Here is a 21,015-nt window from a genome sequence, read left to right on the forward strand (position 1 = left end):
GCCCGCAGTAGTCGCACAAAAGCCTTTTGCAACCCCGATCGCCGATCTATGCTTTTAAACAAGCATTACAAATGCAACTTTAAAATAAAAGGAAGCGACTATGTTCTGTGTGCAATGTGAACAAACCATCCGTACCCCGGCAGGCAACGGCTGCGCGTATGCTCAGGGCATGTGCGGCAAAACGGCGGAAACCTCCGACCTGCAGGATCTGCTGGTGGCGGCGCTGCAGGGCCTCTCCGCCTGGGCGTTGCAGGCGCGTTCGCTGGGCATCGTCGACCACGAGATCGACAGCTTCGCCCCGCGCGCCTTCTTCTCCACCCTGACCAACGTCAACTTCGATTCCCAGCGCATCATCGGCTACGCGCGGGAAACTCTGCTGCTGCGCGACTCGCTGGCCGCCCGTTGCCGGTTGCTGGATGCCGGCGTGCGCGTCGATCACCCGATGGCGGTCCTGCAGCTGGCCGGTGACGATATGCCTGCGCTGCTGCAACAGGCGGCGCAGTTTGCCCTCAACAGCGACAAGGCCGAGGTCGGCGACGACGTACACGGTTTGCGCCTGCTGTGCCTGTATGGCCTGAAAGGCGCGGCGGCCTATATGGAACACGCGCACGTGCTCGGCCAGTTCGACGAGCAACTCTATGCCGACTACCACGCTTTCATGGCCTGGCTCGGCACCCGGCCGCGCGACGTCGACACCCTGCTGAACAACGCCATGGGCATCGGCAAGATGAACTTCAACGTGATGGCGATCCTCGATCGCGGTGAAACCCAGGCCTACGGCGATCCGCAGCCCAGCGCGGTCAACGTGCGCCCGGTGGCCGGGAAAGCCATCCTGATTTCCGGGCACGATCTGAAAGATCTGCGCATGCTGCTCGAGCAAACCGAAGGACAAAACGTCAACGTCTACACCCACGGTGAAATGCTGCCGGCGCACGGCTATCCGGAACTGAAAAAATTCAAGCATCTGGTGGGCAACTACGGCAGCGGCTGGCAGAACCAGCAGACGGAATTCGCCAAATTCCCCGGCCCGATCGTGATGACCTCCAACTGCATCATCGATCCTAACGTCGGCAACTACGGCGATCGCATCTGGACCCGCAGCATCGTCGGCTGGCCGGGTGTCAATCATCTGGAAGGCGACGACTTCGGCGCCGTGATCCGCCAGGCCCAGGGCATGAACGGTTTCCCTTATACCGAGATCGAGCACCTGATCACCGTCGGCTTCGGCCGCCAGACGCTGCTGAACGCCGCCGATACGGTGATCGATCTGGTGTCGCAGAAAAAACTGCGCCACGTCTTCCTGGTCGGCGGCTGCGACGGCAGCCGCGACGAGCGCAGCTACTTCACCGACTTCGCCCGCACCGTGCCGCAAGACTGCCTGATCATGACGCTGGCCTGCGGCAAGTACCGTTTCAACAAGCTGGACTTCGGCACGCTGGAGGGGTTGCCGCGCCTGCTGGACGTCGGCCAGTGCAACGACGCCTACTCCGCCATCATGCTGGCGGTCAAGCTGGCGGACACGCTCGGCTGCAGCGTCAACGAGCTGCCGCTGAGTCTGGTGCTGTCGTGGTTTGAACAGAAGGCGATCGTCATTCTGCTGACGCTGCTGTCGCTGGGGGTGAAAAACATCGTCACCGGCCCGACCGCGCCGGGCTTCCTGACCGACAATCTGATGGCGATCCTCAACGAGAAATTCGGCCTGCGTCCGATCACCACCGTCGAGCAGGATATAGCAGCGCTGCTCGCCTGATGCCGTTACGTTATGGGGCCGCCTGCGCCGGCCCCTTTGTTTTTTGAGGTGCCCCGATGACTAAACCCACTCCGCTTTGCCCGAACCGCATGCAGGTGCATTCCATCCAGCGTGAAACCGCCGACGTCTGGACGCTGAACCTGATCTGCGACGTTTTCTATCCTTACCAGGCCGGCCAGTTCGCGCTGGTCAGCATCCGCAACAGCGAGGAGACGCTGCGCGCCTATACGCTCTCCTCCTCGCCTGGCCAGAGCCGCTTTCTCAGCATCAGCGTGCGCTGCCTGCCGGACGGCGCCGGATCGCGCTGGCTGACGCAAGAGGTCAAGCCCGGCAACACGCTGTGGCTGTCCGACGCACAGGGCGAGTTCAGCTGCGAGCGTCACCCGGCCGATCGTTATCTGATGCTGGCCGCCGGCTGCGGCGTGACGCCGATCGTCTCGATGTGCCGCTGGCTGACCGCCAACCGTCCAACCTGCGATATCGCCGCGATCGTTAACGTGCGCACCCCCGCCGACACGATTTTCGCCGCTCAATGGCGCGCGCTGTGCGCCGCCCATCCGCAGCTGCGCCTGACGCTGATGGCCGAGCAGGATCTGCAACCCGGCTACCTCAGCGGCCGCATCAATGAGCAGACGCTACGGCAGGCGGCGCCGGATATCGCCGAACGCACGGTGATGACCTGCGGCCCCGCGCCCTACATGGATCAGGTGGAGCTGCTTTGCCGCCGGCTCGGCGTGCCGGCCGAGTGTTTCCATAAAGAGCTGTTCCACACGCCGACGGCGCAGGCCGACGCCACCGAAGGGCTGACGCTGCGCGCCGCCCGCCCGCTGCGCGAATTCCGCGTACCGGTCGGCAGCACGCTGCTGGCGGCGATGGAGGCCCATGCCCTGCCGGTCAACGCCGCCTGCCGCGCCGGGGTGTGCGGCTCGTGCAAAACCCGCATCCTCGAGGGCGACTACACCACCACCAGCACCATGACGCTGAGCGCGGAAGAAATCGCGCAGGGCTACGTGCTGGCCTGCAGTTGCCGGCTGCAGGGCGACGTCACATTGGCGTGAGCCCCTATAGCCCCATCACCTCGATGGGGCATTTATCGGCAAGCTCCCCGCGGCCGGCCCGGTTACACTTTTCCCCGTCCTACGCTCTTTACCCTTCCTGACCGCATCTCGTCCACCGCCGGTAAGCTATGCTTGCAGTTGTTCTGCTGCCACTCACCGGATCGAGTACACATCGTTTTTCAAACCTTGTTTGGGGGAACCATGAAGCAAACCGTAGCCACACTGATCGCCAAAACGCTGGATCAAGCCGGCGTAAAACGCATTTGGGGCGTGACCGGCGATTCGCTCAACGGCCTGAGCGACAGCCTGCACCGCATGGGCACCATCGAATGGCTGGGCACCCGCCATGAAGAGGTGGCCGCCTTCGCCGCCGGCGCCGAAGCCCAGCTTACCGGCCAGTTGGCGGTGTGCGCCGGTTCCTGCGGCCCCGGCAACCTGCACCTGATCAACGGCCTGTTCGACTGCCACCGCAACCATGTGCCGGTGCTGGCGATCGCCGCGCATATCCCTTCCAGCGAAATCGGCAGCGGCTACTTCCAGGAAACCCATCCGCAGGAGCTGTTCCGCGAATGCAGCCACTATTGCGAACTGGTCTCCAACCCGGAACAGCTGCCGCGCGTGCTGGAGATCGCCATGCGCAAGGCGATCCTCAATCGCGGCGTCTCGGTGGTGGTCTTGCCGGGCGACGTGGCGCTGCGCATGGCGCCGGAAGACGCGCCCCTGACCTGGCATACCCCGGCGCTGCCGCTGGTGCAGCCGCCGATGAGCGAGCTGAACAAGCTGGCGAAAACGCTGAACAAGGCGAAGAACATCACCCTGATGTGCGGCAGCGGCTGCGCCGGCGCGCACGATGAAGTGGTCAAGCTGGCCGAGCTGCTGCAGGCGCCGGTGGTGCACGCGCTGCGCGGTAAAGAGCATATCGAATGGGACAACCCCTACAGCGTCGGCATGACCGGGCTGATCGGTTTCTCTTCCGGCTACCACGCGATGATGAACGCCGACACGCTGGTGCTGCTCGGCACCCAGTTCCCCTATCGCGCGTTCTACCCCACCAACGCCAACATCATTCAGATCGACATCAACCCCGGCAGCATCGGCGCGCACTGCCCGGTCAATATGGCGCTGGTGGGCGATATCCACACCACCCTCACCGCCCTGCTGCCGCAGCTGGAACCGAAGCGCGACCGGGCGTTCCTCGACAAGGCGCTGGAGCATTACCGCAACGCGCGCAAGGATCTCGACGGGCTGGCGACCGCTAACGACGACCAGCCGATCCACCCGCAATATCTGGCGCAGCAGCTCAGCCACTATGCCAGCGACGACGCCATCTTCACCTGCGACGTCGGCACGCCGACGGTGTGGGCCGCCCGCTACGTGAAAATGAACGGCAAGCGCCGCCTGCTCGGTTCGTTCAACCACGGTTCGATGGCCAACGCCATGCCGCAGGCGATCGGCGCTCAGGCCACCGCGCCGGATAAACAGGTGATCGCCATGTGCGGCGACGGTGGCTTCACCATGCTGATGGGGGATTTCCTGTCGCTGGCGCAGCTCAAATTGCCGGTGAAAATCGTGGTGTTCAACAACAGCGTGCTGGGGTTCGTGGCGATGGAGATGAAGGCCGGCGGCTACCTGACCGACGGCACCGATCTGCATAATCCGGACTTCGCGGCGATCGCCAACGCCGCCGGCATCAAGGGCATCCGCGTGGAAAAAGCCTCCGATCTGGACGGCGCGCTGCAGGAGATGTTGGCGCACCCCGGCCCGGCGCTGCTGGATGTGGTCACCGCCAAGCAAGAGCTGGCGATGCCGCCGCAGATCAAGTTCGAACAGGCGAAAGGCTTCAGCCTGTACATGCTGCGCGCCATCATCAACGGCCGCGGCGACGAAGTGGTCGAACTGGCGAAAACCAACTGGCTGCGCTAGCCGTATTTCCCGGATAGGGAAGCGCCATATCCGGGATTTTTATCTGTGGCTCAAAAAGAATCGGGCTATGATGGAAACCGTTTACTCCTTCAATTCATTATTGCCATCCCCAATAGATTTCAAGTTGCAACCGGGCGGCCGGCAGGTGAATCCCCAAGCGCTGACTCACGTCAGTGACTGGGGGTCTCCTGTGCAGCCAACAACGCTGCGGCTTGAAAGATAAAGGGGGATTAAAAGGAACCCTATGCTTATCGATCTACGCAGCGACACCGTCACCCGCCCCAGCGCCGCCATGCGCCAGGCGATGGCTCAGGCAGAGGTCGGCGACGACGTCTACGGCGATGACCCGACGGTCAACGCGCTGGAGGCCGAGGCGGTGCGCCTGTCAGGCAAAGAAGCGGCATTGTTTCTGCCCAGCGGCACCCAGGCCAACCTGGTGGCGCTGCTGAGCCACTGCCAGCGCGGCGATGAATACCTGGTCGGCCAGCAGGCGCACAACTACAAATACGAAGCCGGCGGCGCAGCGGTGCTGGGCAGCATTCAGCCGCAGCCGATCGAGGCCGACGCCGACGGCACGCTGCCGCTGGACAAGCTCGCCGCCGCCATCAAACCCGACGATATCCACTTCGCCCGCACCCGGCTGCTGAGCCTGGAAAACACCATCAGCGGCCGAGTCCTGCCGCAGGCCTACCTGCAGCAGGCGTGGCAGTTTACCCGCGAGCGGCAGCTGGCGCTGCATATCGACGGCGCGCGCATCTTCAACGCCGCCGTGGCGCTGAACCTGCCGCTGAAAGAGATCGTGCAATACTGCGACACCTTCACCATTTGCCTGTCGAAAGGGTTGGGCGCGCCGGTCGGATCGCTGCTGTGCGGCAGTGAGGCCTTCATTCAGCGCGCGCTGCGCTGGCGCAAGATGACCGGCGGCGGGCTGCGTCAGGCCGGCATCCTGGCGGCGGCCGGCCTCTACGCGCTGGAGCATAACGTTGCGCGGCTGCGCGAAGACCATGACAACGCGGTCTGGCTGGAGCAACAGCTGCGGCAGATCGGCGTGGAGATCGCCGCTCCCGGCGCGCAGACCAACGTGCTGTACCTGCGCCAACCGCCGGCGCTGGCGGCCAAATTCGGTCCGTGGATGCGCGAACGCGGCGTGCTGATCAGCAGTGGCCCGCTGACGCGCATTCTGACCCACCTCGACGTCAGCCGTCAGGATCTGCAGCGGGTGGTCGAACTGTGGCGGGAGTTTCTTCAGCAGCACGCCTGATCGCCAGGGGCGCAGGCCGCGCCCCGCAATCAGAAGATCCAGCGGCCGTAAACCCAATACCACAGCCCCAGCACCGCCGCCAGATTGAGCGCCACGCTGAGGATGAACCAGGTTTTAAACGGCTGTTTCTGGGTTTTGTGGCGAAACAGCTGCTGCGCCAGCAGCGCGCCCAACCACCCGCCCAGCGCGCCGAACAGCAACAGCGTCGCCTCCGGCACTCGTCGCCATCCCTTGCGCGCCGCCAGCTTATCGCCGCCGTAGATCAGAAACGTCAGCAGGTTCGCCAGCAGCAACCCCATCCACACCGGATGCGGCGAGAAAAAACTGGCGATCAGCGCCAGGCCCAGCAGGGCGTAACAAATCACATTGAGCTTCATGGCATTCGTTTTTTCGTGCGATAAGGGGCGCGTAGTGTGAACCTGCGCCGCGGCGGATGCAACCGGCTTATACCCATACAAAATGTGCATTTAAACCCTGAATTTGGCATCCTGTCGTTCTGCGATTCTTTCACCGCACAAGGCGGCCCGATGACACCCCAACGCGTACTGGTTCTTGGAGCCAGCGGCTATATAGGCCAGAACCTGATCCCGCACCTGATCGAACAGGGGCACCAGATTACCGCCGCCGCGCGGCGCATCGAGTGGCTGCAGGCGCAGAACTGGCCGCAGGTCAACTGCCTGTATGTCGATCTGCACCGCCCGGACACCCTGAGCGCGGCGCTGTGGGAGATAGATACGCTGTACTATCTGGTGCACGCGATGGGCGACGGCGACGACTTTATCGAGAAGGAGCGCCAGGCGGCGGAAAATCTGCGCGACGCGCTGCGCAATGCCGGCGTCAAGCAGGTGATCTTTCTCGGCGCGCTGCAGCCGAACGACGACAGTTCGCCGCACCTGGAGGCCCGCCGCCTGACCGGCGAGATCTTGCGCCAGAGCGGCGTGCCGGTGACCGAGCTGCGCGCCGGCATCATCGTCGGCCCCGGCTCGGCGGCGTTCGAAGTGATGCGCGACATGGTCTATAACCTGCCGGTGCTGACGCCGCCGCGCTGGGTGCGCTCGAAGTCGTCGCCGGTGGCGCTGGAGAACCTGCTGGTTTACCTGGCCGATCTGCTGGCGCACCCGGCGGAGGAACACCGCATCTTCGACGTCGCCGGGCCGGAATACCTCAGCTATCAGGACATGTTCCAACGCTTTATCGCCATCAGCGGCAAACGGCGCTGGCTGATCCCGATCCCCTTGCCGACGCGGCTGATTTCGGTGTGGTTCATCAGCCTGATCACCTCGGTGCCAACGCCGATCGCCCGCGCGCTGATCCAGGGGCTGAAGCACGATCTGCCCGCCGACGGCCGGCCGCTGCAAGCCTTGATCCCGCAGCGTCTGCACACTTTTGATCAGGCGGTCACCGCCACGCTGCAGCGCGAACTGGAGGTGGTCGATTCCGCCGACTGGGGCTACGATCCGGCAGCGCGGGCCCGCTGGCGCCCCGGCTACGGCTACTACCCGAAACAGGCCGGTTGCGCGCTGAATACCGCCGCCAGCAGCCAGGCGCTGTGGCAAACGGTGCAGCAACTGGGAGGTGAAGAAGGCTATTTCTACGCCAATATCCTGTGGCGGATCCGCGCCCGCATGGACGACATGATCGGCAACGGCGTGGTCTATGGCCGCCCGGCGCGCGCGACCCTGGCGCTGGGTGACGAAATCGACGGCTGGAAAGTCATCACGCTGAAACCGCTGCGGCAACTGGCGCTGCTGTTCGGCATGAAGGCGCCAGGGCTGGGGCGATTGAGCTTCACCATTACCGATCGCGGCGATCGCCGCACGCTGGACGTGCGCGCTTGGTGGCATCCGGCCGGCTTCAGCGGGCTGCTGTATTGGTTCGCCATGATGCCCGCGCATCTGTTCATTTTCCGCGGCATGGCGAAGCGCATCGCCGAGCTTGCCGAGAACCTGGACCGCCAACAGCGCTGAACGCCGTTCATTTGTCGATCAACCGCACAGTTTGCCGCTGTGCTTCGGGGCTTTCCGATTGCATAGCGCACGAAATCACGGAAGAATGGCATCTTATTTGCTGGGAGCGCCGCAAGCGCCCGCCGGTATTCCGATTTTGGGTGAGAATAGAGTCCGTTATGAAGGTATTGGTCACCGGTGCCACCAGTGGGTTAGGCCGTAACGCCGTTGAATATCTGCGCCGTCAGGGCATCAAAGTGCGCGCCACCGGCCGCAACCAGGCGATGGGCGGCCTGCTGGAAAAAATGGGCGCGGAGTTCATTCATGCCGATCTCACCAACCTGATCTCTTCGCAGGCCAAGGCGATGCTGGCGGACGTCGACGTGCTGTGGCACTGTTCCAGCTTTACCTCGCCCTGGGGCACCGAAGAAGCCTTCGAACTGGCCAACGTCCGCGCCACCCGCCGCCTCGGCGAATGGGCGGCGGCCTATGGCGTGGCGCAGTTCATTCACATCTCTTCCCCGGCGATCTATTTCGATTACCACCATCACCGCAACGTAACCGAAGACTTCCGCCCGCAGCGCTACGCCAATGAGTTCGCGCGCAGCAAGGCCGCCGGCGAGCAGGTGATCCAGCAGTTGGCGCTGTCCAATCCGCAGACCCATTTCACCATTCTGCGCCCGCAGGGATTGTTCGGGCCGCACGACAAGGTGATGCTGCCGCGGCTGCTGCAAATGATCAAACGCTACGGCAACCTGCTGCTGCCGCGCGGCGGCGCGGCGATGGTGGACATGACTTACCTGGAGAACGCGGTGCACGCCATGTGGCTGGCGACGCTAAAAGAAGACACGCCGTCCGGCCGCGCCTACAACATCACCAACCAGCAGCCGCGTCCGCTTCGCACCGTGGTGCAGCAGCTGATCGACGATTTGGGCATGAAGTGTCGCATCCGCTCCGTCCCCTACCCGATGCTCGACATGATGGCGCGCGGCATGGAGCGCCTGGGCAGCAAAAGCGAAAAGGAGCCGGTGTTGACCCACTACGGCGTCGCCAAACTCAACTTCGACCTCACGCTCGATACCACTCGCGCGCAGCAAGAGCTGGGCTATCAGCCGATCGTCTCGCTGGAAGAAGGCATCGCGCGCACCGCCCGCTGGCTGAAAGATCACGGCAAACTGCACGGCCTGTAATCAACGCCACGCGCCGTACTTCACCAGCAGCGCATCGATAATCGCCTCACTCTCTGCATCCGGCTCACCGCGCACATCGTCGGGCCGGAAATGCATCTGAAACGCCGCCAGCACATTGCGCTGCTGCCGCGCATCCCATGACGCATCAACCGCGTAGCCGTAACGCGCCAGCTTATCGAGCAGCGGCATCATCGGCACCGGCGCATGGCGATCGCGCCCCGCCAGCAAACGCTGCACGTCTCGTTCGTCCGGCCAGGCGCCGATGCCGGCCTGCGCCAGCTGCCGCCAGGGGAACAGCGGGCCGGGATCCTGTTTGCGCTGCGGCGCGATGTCGCTGTGCCCCACCACGTCCTGCGGCTGGATGCCATAGCGTTGGATGATGTCACGGCTCAGCGGGATCAGCACGGCGATCTGCTCCGCCGTATAAGGCTGCCAATGGGTGAACAGCATGCTGCGGGTGAACCCCTTGTTGACGATTTCGATGCCGATCGAGGTGTCGTTGAGGTTGCTGCGGCCGCGCCAGGCGCTGGCGCCGGCATGCCAGGCGCGCATCGCTTCCGGCACCAGCCGGTACACCGTCGGTTTGCCGTGTTCGCGCTGCGGATGCGCCGGCAACAGGTAGTGCGCGCTGACGTGTTCATCGGTCAGCGTTTTCAGCGATGAATGGAAGTCTTCCGCCGTATAGTGCATCACCAAAAAGCGAATGCGCCGATCGGCGCCCTGCGCCTGGTGCAGCGTCTCGAGCTGGTAAGCGCCGCGATCGACGAGCGTGTCCTGTTGCGGATTTTGGCACCCCGCCAACAGCGCGGCGGCGATGATCCCTGGCCAAATTTTCACTTATCCTCCTGATTGGCGTCCGTGAGAGATGTAACGCGACGCGATTGACCTGTATCCAATCATCACGTTCGTCGAGAAATAATGACAGACAACGCCGATGTGCAAGCGAGTGTTGCTCCCGGCTGGCGGCCTTTCCCGCCCATGATAGTCTCAAAGTATCATCTGCGCTGAAAGAGCGGAGTCGAACATGTTCACGCCACGCTATCTGTCCTGGTTGCTCTGTGCCGCCATGCTGCCGCTCAGCGGCTGCGATCGGCAAAAAGTCGCCGATGCGATGGGCGGGAGCGCGCCGCCCTCGGCTGCATCCGCCGCCAATGTGAGCGCGCCGGCCTATACGCCGCTGACCGCCGACCAGCTGTACCAGTTGGTCAGCCCGGTGGCGCTGTTCCCCGACAAGCTGCTGGCGCAGGTGTTGGCCGGCGCGGGTTATCCTGACCAAATCAGCGCCGCGGATGCCTGGCTGGCGCAAAACCGCGGGTTGCAACCGGCGGCGCTCAGCTCAGCGGCCGACGCTCAGCCTTGGGATCCCAGCGTGCGCGGCCTGGTGCAATTCCCTGACGTGCTCGATCAAATGGCGAAAAACATCCCCTGGACCACCGCCCTGGGCAGCGCCTACCTGAACGATCCCACCGACGTGATGAACGCCATTCAGGTGATGCGTCAACGGGCGGCCAGCCAAGGCACGCTGAAAAACACCCCGCAGCAGCGCATCGTCGTGGCCCCCACCACCCGTTACGTTGAGCAGCAGCCCTATCGCCAGCGCGTGGTGGCGGCGCCGGGCGAAACCATCGTCATCGAACCCAGCCAGCCGGATACGGTTTACGTCCCGCATTACGATCCCTGGGTGGCCTACGGCACGCCGATCCCAGCTTATCCGAGCTATCGGTATCAACCTTCGGGCTACAGCGGCGGCGACATGTTGGCGGCCGGCGTGATCAGCTTCGGTGTCGGCATTGCGGTCGCCTCATTGTTCAATCAGCACAACAGCGGCTGGCACAGCTGGGATATGCGCTGGGACGATCGACGCCAACCGGTGGTCTACCGCGATGCGCCCTACGTATCGCATTCCACCACCGTGGTGAATCGCGTCACCAACATCAACCAATATAACAACGTGAACAATGTGAATCGCAGCATCCATACAGTGAATAACTACAACAATACGACCGCCGCACCGACGCCGTATTTCAACCCGCCGACGCCTAACGCGCAGCCGCGTGTCGCGCCTGCGGCCCATGCGCCGATGACCCTGCCGACCTTTGCGCACACCCAGCCGGTAGCGGCCGCGCCGCACGTGCAACAGTCGGCCAACGCGCCCCATGTGCAACAACCGAGGAGCATGCCGACGTTCACGCATACCGCGCCGGCGGCGCCCCACGCGCAGGAGCCGATGGCCGTGCATGCTGCGCCGGTGCATCCATCCGCCGTGCACCCCCAGGTTCAGATAGTGCCGCACGTCGTTCAGCCCGGGGCGCGCGAACCGGCCGCAACGCTGCATCCGGCGTTAGTGCGCCCGGCACCGGTGCCGCAAGCGCGCATCATGCCGCATCCTGCCCCGGCGCCGCAGATCCACCAGCCGTCCGTTCAGCCAATGCCGCATCGCCAAGCGCCGGCGCCGGTGAAACCGCAGGAACACCGCCCGATCGCCGAGCAGCACAAGGTGGGATGAACCTACAGGATGTCGCCCCGGCGAAACGGCCGGGGCGCGGAGAATGGCGTTAGCGGCTGACTTTCACCGCGGTGCCGCTGACGGTCACCATCAGCATGCTGCCGTCTTTGCCAACGGTTTCATAATCGATATCAATGCCGACCACCGCGTTGGCGCCCAGCTCTTTCGCCTGATCTTCCAATTCTTCGAACGCGATCAAGCGCGCCTTGCGCAGCTCTTTCTCATAAGCGCCCGAGCGGCCGCCGACGATATCGCGCACGCCGGCGAAGAAATCACGAAAAATGTTGGCGCCGAGGATCGCTTCGCCGGTGACGACGCCGCAGTATTCGGTGATGGTGAACCCTTCCAGGGTCGGGGTAGTTGAAAGCTGCATCAGAATTCCTTGTTTGATTAATTCAACGTATCTATGACCAGAAGATTGGCGTTATGTTCGCTTAATCAATGGCACGCAGTACGAATGCAAGGCAAAAAAACGCATTTATACTGTAAGCTATCGGTCTTCATGGTAGAGACTTTCACATAAGGTAATAAGATGAAAACAAAAACGATTGCGGCTGTTTTACCCTTAGCGCTGTTGCTGAGTGCCTGTACCACGGTGGAACCGGCATACAAGGATATCGGCACCCGCAGCGGCAGCTGTGTGGAAGGCGGCCCGGATACGGTCGCGCAAAAGTTCTATGACCTGCGCATCCAGCAGGGCGCCGGCCTGCCGGACAGCAACCGCCTGGCGCAGCTGCAGCCCTATCTGAGCAAAGTACTGTATCAGGATCTGGTCAGCGCCGCTCAAAACCCGGGCAAGCATCAGATAACCGGCGATCTGTTCTCCGGCAATGCGCAAGGGCCAAGCAACGCCTCCGTCGCCAGCGCCTCGACCATTCCTAACACCGATGCGAAGAACATCCCGCTGCGCGTTGATCTGAGCTACCAGAAAGACGCCAACAGCACCGTGAACTGGCAAGACGAAGTGCTGATGGTGCGCGAAGGCACCTGCTGGGTGGTTGATGATATTCGCTACCTGAATGTTCCAGCGCACGCCACCAACGGCAGCGTGCGCCAGGTGCTGGAAAACCAGTAACCCGCCTTCCCCGGCCGACGCGGGCTTGCCGCGTCGGTCATCCCCGCCGCCCGCTAGTTGCTCAAATTTCGTCCAATAGAAAAAATTTCGCTACCGATATCACAGCCTGCGCCACAAATCCCCTCCCTCGGCTTGAGTCGCGGTATCTTGTGCTAATCTTTTACTGTCCCGCCGCACACTCATAAATTTTAACGCACAAAGATTGCATAAGTATTCTGCGGAAGTTAACATTTGCGGCATCAATGTCTATTCAATTCTGGCGCATGAGTATTCAACTTAACGGTATCAATTGCTATTACGGCGCTCACCAGGCGCTGTTTGACATCACGCTGGATTGTCCAGCCGGGGAAACCCTGGTGCTGCTTGGCCCAAGCGGCGCCGGGAAAAGCTCATTGCTGCGGGTGCTGAACCTGCTGGAAATGCCGCGTTCGGGCCAACTGCAGATCGCCGGCAACCAATTCGACTTCAAACAGGCGCCGGGCGAGAAAGCCATTCGCGAACTGCGTCAAAACGTCGGCATGGTCTTCCAGCAATACAACCTGTGGCCTCACCTCACCGTGGTTCAGAACCTCATCGAGGCGCCTTGCCGCGTGCTGGGTCTGACCAAGGCTCAGGCGATGGAGCGCGCCGACAAGCTGCTCAAGCGTCTGCGCCTGACCGACTTCGCCGATCGCTTCCCGCTGCACCTTTCCGGCGGCCAGCAGCAGCGCGTGGCGATCGCCCGCGCCCTGATGATGGAACCCCAGGTGCTGCTGTTCGATGAACCGACCGCGGCGCTGGATCCGGAAATCACCGCTCAGATCGTCAGCATCATTCGCGAACTGGCCGGCACCGGCATCACGCAGGTGATCGTCACCCACGAAGTGGAAGTGGCGCGCAAGACCGCCAGCCGCGTGGTGTACATGGAAAACGGCCACGTGGTGGAGCAAGGCGACAGCAGCCACTTTGCGCAGCCACGGACCACCGAGTTTGCCAACTACTTATCACACTAACAATTAACTTGCTGTAATTTGGGGATTTTGCGATGAAAAAACTAATAATCGCCGCCGTTCTGGCCGGCATCAGCGTTTCCGCCTCCGCAGCCGAAACCATCCGTTTCGCTACCGAAGCCTCCTATCCTCCATTTGAATTTATTGACGCCGGCAACAAAATTCAGGGTTTTGATGTCGATCTGGCCAACGCGCTGTGCAAAGAGATGCAGGCCGAGTGCACCTTCACCAACCAGGCGTTCGACAGCCTGATCCCGAGCCTGAAGTTCAAGCGTTTCGATGCGGTGATGGCCGGCATGGACATTACGCCGGAGCGTGAGAAGCAGGTGCTGTTCACCAAGCCTTACTACGATAACTCGGCGCTGTTCATCGCGCAGAAAGGAAAAATCGCCGACGTGGCGGCGCTGAAAGGCAAGAAAGTGGGCGTGCAAAACGGCACCACCCACCAAAAATACCTGACCGACAAGCACCCGGAAATCACCACCGTGCCTTACGACAGCTACCAGAACGCCATTTTGGATCTGAAGAACGGCCGCGTTGATGCGGTGTTCGGCGATACCGCGGTGGTCAACGAGTGGCTGAAGCAGAATGACGCGCTGGCGGCAGTGGGCGCCAAAGTGACCGACAAAGACTACTTCGGCACCGGCCTCGGCATCGCGGTGCGCCAGAAGAATACCGATCTGCAGGGCAAGTTCAACGCCGCTCTGGACAAGATCAAGCAGGATGGGACCTATGAAACCATCTACAAAAAATGGTTCCAGCAGTAATACGCCCAAATGAATGAATTACAACCTTTAGCAAGCGCCGCCGGCATGACCGTCGGCCTTGCCGTTTGCGCCCTGATCCTCGGGCTGATTCTGGCGATGCTGTTCGCCGTATGGGAATCGTCCCGCTGGAAAGCGGTCAGCTGGCTCGGCACCGCTTGGGTGACCGTGTTGCGCGGCCTGCCGGAAATCCTGGTGGTGCTGTTTATCTATTTCGGCTCGTCGCAGCTGCTGCTGATGCTCTCCGACGGCTTTACCCTCAACCTCGGTCTGTTCCAGCTGCCGATTCAGCTGGCGATCGACAATTTCGAAGTCAGCCCGTTCCTGTGCGGGGTGATCGCCCTGGCCTTGCTCTATTCCGCCTACGCCTCGCAGACGCTGCGCGGCGCGCTCAAAGCGGTGCCGCAGGGGCAGTGGGAATCCGGTCAAGCGCTTGGACTGAGTAAGGCGGCGATCTTCTTTCGCCTGATCATGCCGCAGATGTGGCGCCACGCCCTGCCCGGCCTCGGCAATCAGTGGCTGGTGTTGTTGAAAGACACCGCGCTGGTGTCGCTGATCAGCGTGAACGATCTGATGTTGCAAACCAAGAGCATCGCCACCCGCACCCAGGAGCCTTTTACCTGGTATGTGATCGCGGCGGCCATCTACCTGCTGGTGACGCTGTTCAGCCAATACGTCATCAAACGCATTGAGCTGCGCGCCACGCGCTTTGAGCGGGGGCCGGTCTGATGATTGAGTATTTGCCGGAAATCCTCAAAGGGCTGCATACCAGCCTGACGCTGACCGTCGCCGCGCTGATCGTCGCGCTGGTGCTGTCGCTGCTGCTGACGGTGATCCTAACGCTGAAAACGCCAATCCTGACGCCGCTGGTCAAGATCTACGTGACGCTGTTCACCGGCACGCCGCTGCTGGTGCAGATCTTCCTGATCTACTACGGCCCCGGTCAGTTTCCGGCGATCCGCGACTATCCGTGGCTGTGGAACCTGCTGTCGCAGCCCTGGCTGTGCGCGATGATAGCGCTGGCGCTGAACAGCGCGGCCTACACCACGCAGCTGTTCTACGGCGCGGTGCGCGCCATTCCCGCCGGGCAATGGCAGTCGTGTGAAGCGCTGGGTATGTCGCGCCGGCAGACGCTGCGCATCCTGCTGCCGTTCGCCTTCAAACGCGCGCTGTCGTCTTATTCCAACGAAGTGGTGCTGGTGTTCAAAAGCACCTCGCTGGCCTATACCATCACGCTGATGGAAGTGATGGGCTACAGCCAGCTGATGTATGGCCGCACCTACGACGTGATGGTGTTCGGCGCCGCCGGCCTGGTGTACCTGTGCGTCAATGGCCTGCTGACGCTGCTGATGCGACTGGTGGAGCGCCGCGCGCTGGCGTTTGAGCGCCGCAACTGAGGCCGCTGCCCCCATGAGCCCCGCCATTGTGCGGGGCTTTTTTTACCCCTCAAAGCAATACTTAATCATTTATATTGCATTTTAATTCACTCAGTGGCAGGGTTAACAACAGGCATTCGCACAAAAACCTCTGGCGATTACCAGTAAAAACAAACGATAGCGAATAATCACTTTCAGGATCCAGACAGGAGCTCTACGCATGAAAAAACTGCTGCTTGCCGCGACGATGTTGGCCGGGATGACCTTTAACGCCGCCGCGGCCGAGACTATCCGCTTCGCCGCCTCCGCCACCTACCCGCCGTTCGAATCGCTCGACGCCAACAACCAGATCGTCGGTTTCGATATCGATCTGGCCAACGCGCTGTGCAAGCAGATGCAGGCGCAGTGCACCTTCACCAACCAGGCGTTCGATAGCCTGATCGCCGCGCTGAAATTCAAGAAATACGATGCGGTGATTTCCGGGATGGATATCACACCGGAACGCAGCAAACAGGTCGCTTTCACCCAGCCTTACTACGCCAACTCGGCAATCGTGATCGCGCAAAAAGGCAAGTTCAGCTCGCTGGCAGATCTGAAAGGCAAAAAGCTCGGCATGGAAAACGGCACCACCCACCAGAAATACATGCAGGACAAGCACCCGGAGATTAACACCGTTTCTTACGACAGCTACCAGAACGCCATTCTGGAGCTGAAAAACGGCCGTATCGACGGCGTGTTCGGCGACACCGCCGTGGTGAACGAGTGGCTGAAAACCAACCCGCAGCTGGCGCCGGTCGGCGAGCACATCACCGATGCGCAATACTTCGGCACCGGTCTCGGCATCGCGGTGCGCCCGGATAACCAGGCGCTGCTGGCCAAGCTGAACGCCGCGCTGGACGCCATCAAGGCCGACGGCACCTACAAAGCCATCAACGACAAGTGGTTCCCGCAGTAAGTCCGCATGTGGAGTCGCCCTCCTTCGGCGGCTCCATCGGATTGCTACCGCATCCGGTTAGTGCTAAATTTGATACTGAATTTAGCACCAAGGATAACATCATGACGGTTCAACCCATTCTCGCCGACTCCGCAGTTAGCATCAGCGATTTTAAAAAATCGCCCAACGCCGCCCTTAAAGAGGCACAAGGGCAACCGGTCGCCGTCCTGACCAACGGTAAGATTTCGGGATATTACGTCTCTCCGGAAACCTGGGAGGCGATCGCGGAGCACCTGGAAGATCTCGAACTCGCTGAAATCGTTCGTTCACGGATGAACGGCAAACGCATTAAGGTCAATTTGGATGACTTATAAGCTTGAATTCGAAGAACACGCACTGAAGGAATTTAAAAAACTGTCCCCGGCGATCCGGGAACAGTTCAAAAAAAAGCTGGCATCCGTGTTGGTTAATCCCCACGTCCCCGCCAACAAACTCGCCGGTTTGCCTGATTGCTACAAAATCAAACTCAGAGCCTCAGGCTTTCGTTTGGTGTATCGCATCATGGAGACGGAGATCGTGGTTCTGGTCCTTTCTGTGGGCAAACGCGAACGTTCAGCGGCTTACACGGCTGCCAAAAAGCGCCTTTAATGCCGCACCAACAGCGTCAACACTTCGTAGTGCGCGGTATGCGGGAACATGTCGAACAGCTGCACCCGTTCGATGCGGTATCCCGGCAACATCTCGATATCTTTCGCCATGCTCTCGGCGTTGCAGCTGGAATACAGAATGTAATCCGGCGCCATCCGGCTTAAATAATCGCACAGCGCCTGGCCGATACCGCGGCGCGGCGGATTGACCAGCACCAGCTGCGGCACCTGGCCTTCGGCGGTGGCGAAGCGGGTGGAGTCGAGCGCCTGAAAATCGACCTGCAACAACCCTAACCGCTGCGCCGACTGGCGCGCGCAGGCGATCGCTTCCGCGCTGATTTCGATGCCGGTCAACCGCGTTTGCGGCTGCGCGCAGTGCAGGCCGAAACCGCCGACGCCGCAGAACAGATCCCACATGCTGTCGATACCCTGCGCGCGCACCCAGTCGCGGGCGGTGGCATACAGTTCGGCGGCCACCTGCGGGTTGGTCTGGAAGAAGCTTTGCGGGCGGATGAACAGCGGCACCTGATTGAACTGTTCCTCCAGCGCCTGCTGTTCGGTCAGCGCGATCTCGCGCTCCCCTTCCATGATCGCCATATGCACCGGCTGAATATTGGCGGAGATCACCTTGAGCTGCGGCAGCTGCTGCTGCAGCCACGGCAGCGCGGCGCGCAGCTGCGCCAGCTTGGTTTCCGAGCGCAGCACGAAGCGCAGCATCACGCCGCCGTCGAGCGTGCTTTCGGTCAGCAGCAGGTATTTCAGCTCGCCGCGTTTGCGCGCCACGTTATACGGCGTCAGGCCGGCGCGGGCGATGAAGCTTTTCAGCACCGCAAACATCGGCGAAAAGCCGGCGGGATACAGCGGGCAATCGCTCAGGTCGACCGGCGTGCCGTCGCGGTGCAGCATGCCGAGCAGCGGGCGCTCCACGCTGCCGCTGACCACCATCTTGGCTTTATTGCGAAATGCGCTCAGTTTCCCCGCCGCCGGCTGCAGCCACTGTGCGACGTCGCGCCCGGCCAGCAGCGAGTGCAGGTGATGCTGTTTGTCGGCCAGTTGCTGCGGATAGGGCTTTTCCAGCCACTGACAGGAACGGCAGGTGCCCGCCGTATACAAAGCGCAATGCATGAAGATTACCGTGAAGTTCAGGATGACGAATTAAGGGCGCAGAGTTTAACACTCCGCGCGCCTAAAATCTCACTTGCGCGCGGTGAAGAAGCGGCGGCTGGCGGCAGGAACGAACAGCAACGCCAGGATCACCGCGTCGGGGATCTTTTGCAGGATCAGAACGTGCAGGATTTGGCCGCTGGTTTCCCCCTCCACGGTGAACACCTCGGGGAAGACGCTGCCGATGGTGGCCAACAGCAGGTAAAGCACCACGATGCACTGGCAGGCCACATAGCCCCAGCGCCCCCAATTGCGGCCGCGCATCACCGCAAAGCCGCAGCTGATTTGCAGGCACAGCAGCATCAGGCCAGCCAGAAAGATAAAGGTGGAATCCCACGCCTGCGCGCTGGTGTTGACGAATTCCTGCGCGCCGTCGACGCCCAGCTCGCCCAGCAGCAGCACCACGCTGATACACTTGATCGCCACCATGGCGGTGCCCGCCACCATCACCGGCACCGGCGCATCCGAAGTCGATCCCATTCCCTGCCCGCTTTTCAGCATGTCTGACATATCCGTGTTCCGCTACGACGCGCCACCTATACAGGTGGCGCATGTAAAGTCAGGTAGTTAGTTGCAATACTTATTGATTGCAAAAATAGCAGGTTTGTTACGATTCAGCTACGGGCCGCCCGCTGCAATTCACGCGATCGTTGTTTTTCCGAGCGCGCCATAAACCACCAGGCGATCAGGCCGAGGATGCCTACCACCAGCAGGATCAGACTGGCCAGCGCATTGATTTCCGGATTCACCCCCATGCGCACGCTGGAGAACACCAGCATCGGCAACGTGGTAGCGCCCGGGCCGGAGACGAAACTGGCGATCACCAGATCGTCCAGCGACAGGGTAAACGCCAGCATCCAGCCGGAGATCAGCGCTGGCGCAATCATCGGCAAGGTGATGACGAAGAACACCTTCAGCGGCGGCGCCCCCAGATCCATTGCCGCCTCTTCAATCGAGCGATCCACCTCGCGCAGACGCGAGCTGATGACCACCGCCACATAAGCGGTACAGAAGGTGACATGCGCCAGCCAGATGGTAAACATGCCGCGCTCTGACGGCCAGCCGAAGGCATGCCCCATCGCCACGAACAACAGCAGCAGCGACAGGCCGGTGATCACGTCCGGCATCACCAGCGGCGCGGTCAGCATAAACGCGAAGCCGGTCGAACCGCGAAAGCGGCCGAATCGCACCATCACCACGGCGGCGATGGCCCCCAGTACCACCGCGGCGGTGGCGGAGGCGGCAGCGATGGTCAGGCTGAGCCCCACCGCGCTGATCATCGCCGAATCGTGGAACAATTCGGTATACCAGCGCGTGGACCAGCCGGCCCACACCGTCACCAGCTTGGAGCTGTTGAAGGAGTAGATCACCAGCATCAGCATCGGCGCATACAGGAAGGTAAAACCGATCGTCAGGATGGCGATGCGCCACGGTGAACGCACTACCGGCAAGTTGTTCATTCCTGCCCCCCTATTTCCTTGTTCTGGTGTTTGTGGAACCACAAAATTGGCACGATCAGCAACAGCAGCATGATGGTGGCGACCGCCGAGGCCACCGGCCAGTCGCGGTTATTGAAGAACTCCTGCCACAGCACGCGGCCGATCATGATGCTGTCCGGCCCACCGAGCAGTTCCGGGATCACGAACTCCCCCACCGCCGGAATGAATACCAGCATCGAACCGGCGATGATGCCGCCCCGCGTCAGCGGCACGATCACGCTGAAGAAGGTTTTCAGCGGCCGCGCCCCCAGATCCAGCGACGCCTCCACCAGCGAGTAATCCAGCCGGATCAGCGCCGTGTAAATCGGCAGCACCATAAACGGCAGATAGGAATAAACGATGCCGATATACACCGCCAGGTTGGTGTGCAGGATCACCAGCGGTTGGTCAATCACCCCTAGCCACATCAGAAAGTTATTCAGCGTGCCGTTGTTTTTCAGGATCCCCATCCAGGCGTAAACGCGGATCAGGAACGAAGTCCAGGAAGGCAGGATCACCAGCAACAGCAGAATGTTGCGGGTCGACGCCTTGCTGTGCGCCACCGCCCAGGCCAGCGGATAGCCGATGATCAGGCAGCACAGCGTCGAGACCGCCGCCACGCGCAGCGACTGCAGGTAGGCATCGATATACAACGGATCGTCGGTCAGCTGCAGATAGTTGGCGAAGTTGAGCGCAATGTTCAGCTTACCGTCCACCCAGCTCATCAGCTCGGTGTAAGGCGGCACCGCCAACGCCAGCTCAGCCAGGCTGATCTTGAACACGATCAGGAACGGCAGCATAAACAGCAGCGTCAGCCATAAATACGGCAATGCGATTACCAGCTTGCGGCCGTGAGCCATCAGCAGGCGGTGGAACAAGGCCTTGAGGGTGGCCGGCGTTTTGGCCGGCGGTTCCGGCGTGCGTTCAGAAAGCAGGGACATACGGGTTACTCCT

22 protein-coding genes are annotated in these 21,015 nt (G+C 61.6%); 15 read left to right on the forward strand and 7 right to left on the reverse strand.

Annotated elements, in window-relative coordinates; all coding sequences use genetic code 11:
- The first annotated feature begins 100 nt into the window (after positions 1 to 100).
- The 4 genes from hcp to ltaE all read left to right on the forward strand — a co-directional run bounded on the left by hcp (position 101) and on the right by ltaE (position 5,992).
- Entirely contained in the window at positions 101 to 1,750 is a 1,650-nt protein-coding gene (gene hcp, locus CRO23_RS15855) for a hydroxylamine reductase (RefSeq protein ID WP_097102439.1), read from the forward strand.
- Positions 1,751 to 1,806: 56 nt separating this feature from the next.
- A complete protein-coding gene (hcr, locus tag CRO23_RS15860) occupies positions 1,807 to 2,808 on the forward strand; it encodes an NADH oxidoreductase (protein ID WP_097102441.1) in 1,002 nt (333 codons plus the stop codon).
- A 201-nt stretch (positions 2,809 to 3,009) separates the two neighbouring features.
- A complete protein-coding gene (gene poxB, locus CRO23_RS15865; RefSeq protein ID WP_097102443.1) occupies positions 3,010 to 4,731 on the forward strand; it encodes a ubiquinone-dependent pyruvate dehydrogenase in 1,722 nt (573 codons plus the stop codon).
- Between the two features lie 244 nt (positions 4,732 to 4,975).
- A complete protein-coding gene (gene ltaE / locus CRO23_RS15875) occupies positions 4,976 to 5,992 on the forward strand; it encodes a low-specificity L-threonine aldolase (RefSeq protein ID WP_016928343.1) in 1,017 nt (338 codons plus the stop codon).
- Between the two features lie 29 nt (positions 5,993 to 6,021).
- On the opposite strand, the gene CRO23_RS15880 is transcribed toward ltaE, so the two are convergent.
- Complete coding sequence (locus CRO23_RS15880) at positions 6,022 to 6,369, reverse strand: DUF1294 domain-containing protein (protein ID WP_028127981.1); 348 nt, start codon at positions 6,367 to 6,369, stop codon at positions 6,022 to 6,024.
- Between the two features lie 150 nt (positions 6,370 to 6,519).
- Here CRO23_RS15880 and CRO23_RS15885 point away from each other — a divergent pair, with 150 nt between their 5' ends.
- Both CRO23_RS15885 and CRO23_RS15890 read left to right on the forward strand, forming a co-directional pair.
- Entirely contained in the window at positions 6,520 to 7,959 is a 1,440-nt protein-coding gene (locus tag CRO23_RS15885; protein ID WP_079449452.1) for a DUF2867 domain-containing protein, read from the forward strand.
- A 158-nt stretch (positions 7,960 to 8,117) separates the two neighbouring features.
- Positions 8,118 to 9,128, forward strand: a complete 1,011-nt coding sequence (locus CRO23_RS15890) for an NAD-dependent epimerase/dehydratase family protein (RefSeq protein WP_004928393.1) — start codon at positions 8,118 to 8,120, stop codon at positions 9,126 to 9,128.
- On the opposite strand, the gene CRO23_RS15895 is transcribed toward CRO23_RS15890, so the two are convergent.
- Positions 9,129 to 9,965 carry an N-acetylmuramoyl-L-alanine amidase gene (locus CRO23_RS15895; protein WP_097102445.1) on the reverse strand — a complete coding sequence of 279 codons (837 nt, stop codon included), beginning with the start codon at positions 9,963 to 9,965 and terminating at the stop codon, positions 9,129 to 9,131.
- 187 nt (positions 9,966 to 10,152) lie between these two features.
- Between CRO23_RS15895 and CRO23_RS15900 the strand changes: the two genes are divergently transcribed.
- Positions 10,153 to 11,634, forward strand: coding sequence for a DUF3300 domain-containing protein (locus CRO23_RS15900; protein WP_097102447.1), 1,482 nt, complete (start codon positions 10,153 to 10,155; stop codon positions 11,632 to 11,634).
- 49 nt (positions 11,635 to 11,683) lie between these two features.
- Here the strand turns inward: CRO23_RS15900 and CRO23_RS15905 are convergent, their stop codons facing one another.
- Positions 11,684 to 12,007, reverse strand: coding sequence for a heavy metal-binding domain-containing protein (locus tag CRO23_RS15905; RefSeq protein WP_004928400.1), 324 nt, complete (start codon positions 12,005 to 12,007; stop codon positions 11,684 to 11,686).
- Between the two features lie 159 nt (positions 12,008 to 12,166).
- Here CRO23_RS15905 and CRO23_RS15910 point away from each other — a divergent pair, with 159 nt between their 5' ends.
- From CRO23_RS15910 to CRO23_RS15945, 8 genes are all read left to right on the forward strand, one after another.
- A complete protein-coding gene (locus CRO23_RS15910) occupies positions 12,167 to 12,709 on the forward strand; it encodes a lipoprotein (protein ID WP_097102449.1) in 543 nt (180 codons plus the stop codon).
- Between the two features lie 263 nt (positions 12,710 to 12,972).
- The gene (gene artP, locus CRO23_RS15915) at positions 12,973 to 13,701 is read left to right on the forward strand and encodes an arginine ABC transporter ATP-binding protein ArtP (protein WP_016928352.1); all 729 of its coding nucleotides are present in this window, start codon (positions 12,973 to 12,975) and stop codon (positions 13,699 to 13,701) included.
- A gap of 32 nt (positions 13,702 to 13,733) precedes the next feature.
- Positions 13,734 to 14,465, forward strand: coding sequence for an arginine ABC transporter substrate-binding protein (gene artJ, locus CRO23_RS15920; protein ID WP_004928409.1), 732 nt, complete (start codon positions 13,734 to 13,736; stop codon positions 14,463 to 14,465).
- A gap of 9 nt (positions 14,466 to 14,474) precedes the next feature.
- The gene (gene artQ / locus CRO23_RS15925; protein ID WP_028127976.1) at positions 14,475 to 15,191 is read left to right on the forward strand and encodes an arginine ABC transporter permease ArtQ; all 717 of its coding nucleotides are present in this window, start codon (positions 14,475 to 14,477) and stop codon (positions 15,189 to 15,191) included.
- A complete protein-coding gene (artM, locus tag CRO23_RS15930) occupies positions 15,191 to 15,859 on the forward strand; it encodes an arginine ABC transporter permease ArtM (RefSeq protein WP_033637817.1) in 669 nt (222 codons plus the stop codon). Before artQ ends, artM begins: the two co-directional genes overlap by 1 nt.
- A 199-nt stretch (positions 15,860 to 16,058) precedes the next feature.
- The gene (artJ, locus tag CRO23_RS15935; protein ID WP_016928355.1) at positions 16,059 to 16,793 is read left to right on the forward strand and encodes an arginine ABC transporter substrate-binding protein; all 735 of its coding nucleotides are present in this window, start codon (positions 16,059 to 16,061) and stop codon (positions 16,791 to 16,793) included.
- A 101-nt stretch (positions 16,794 to 16,894) separates the two neighbouring features.
- Positions 16,895 to 17,146 carry a type II toxin-antitoxin system Phd/YefM family antitoxin gene (locus CRO23_RS15940; protein WP_097102451.1) on the forward strand — a complete coding sequence of 84 codons (252 nt, stop codon included), beginning with the start codon at positions 16,895 to 16,897 and terminating at the stop codon, positions 17,144 to 17,146.
- Entirely contained in the window at positions 17,136 to 17,420 is a 285-nt protein-coding gene (locus CRO23_RS15945) for a type II toxin-antitoxin system RelE family toxin (protein WP_016928357.1), read from the forward strand. The genes CRO23_RS15940 and CRO23_RS15945 overlap by 11 nt, the downstream gene beginning before the upstream one ends.
- Here CRO23_RS15945 and rlmC read toward each other — a convergent pair.
- From rlmC to potH, 4 genes are all read right to left on the reverse strand, one after another.
- Entirely contained in the window at positions 17,417 to 18,544 is a 1,128-nt protein-coding gene (rlmC, locus tag CRO23_RS15950; RefSeq protein ID WP_097102453.1) for a 23S rRNA (uracil(747)-C(5))-methyltransferase RlmC, read from the reverse strand. The two genes, CRO23_RS15945 and rlmC, sit on opposite strands and share 4 nt — an antisense overlap.
- A 69-nt stretch (positions 18,545 to 18,613) precedes the next feature.
- Complete coding sequence (locus CRO23_RS15955; protein WP_028127974.1) at positions 18,614 to 19,093, reverse strand: YbjO family protein; 480 nt, start codon at positions 19,091 to 19,093, stop codon at positions 18,614 to 18,616.
- A gap of 104 nt (positions 19,094 to 19,197) precedes the next feature.
- Positions 19,198 to 20,043: a putrescine ABC transporter permease PotI gene (potI, locus tag CRO23_RS15960; protein ID WP_016928360.1), complete on the reverse strand. Its 846-nt coding sequence runs from the start codon at positions 20,041 to 20,043 to the stop codon at positions 19,198 to 19,200.
- Complete coding sequence (gene potH / locus CRO23_RS15965; protein WP_016928361.1) at positions 20,040 to 21,002, reverse strand: putrescine ABC transporter permease PotH; 963 nt, start codon at positions 21,000 to 21,002, stop codon at positions 20,040 to 20,042. Before potH ends, potI begins: the two co-directional genes overlap by 4 nt.
- Positions 21,003 to 21,015 lie beyond the last annotated feature (13 nt).

The organism is Serratia sp. JKS296 (genome assembly GCF_900215445.1).
GTDB classification, from domain to species: domain Bacteria; phylum Pseudomonadota; class Gammaproteobacteria; order Enterobacterales; family Enterobacteriaceae; genus Serratia; species Serratia marcescens.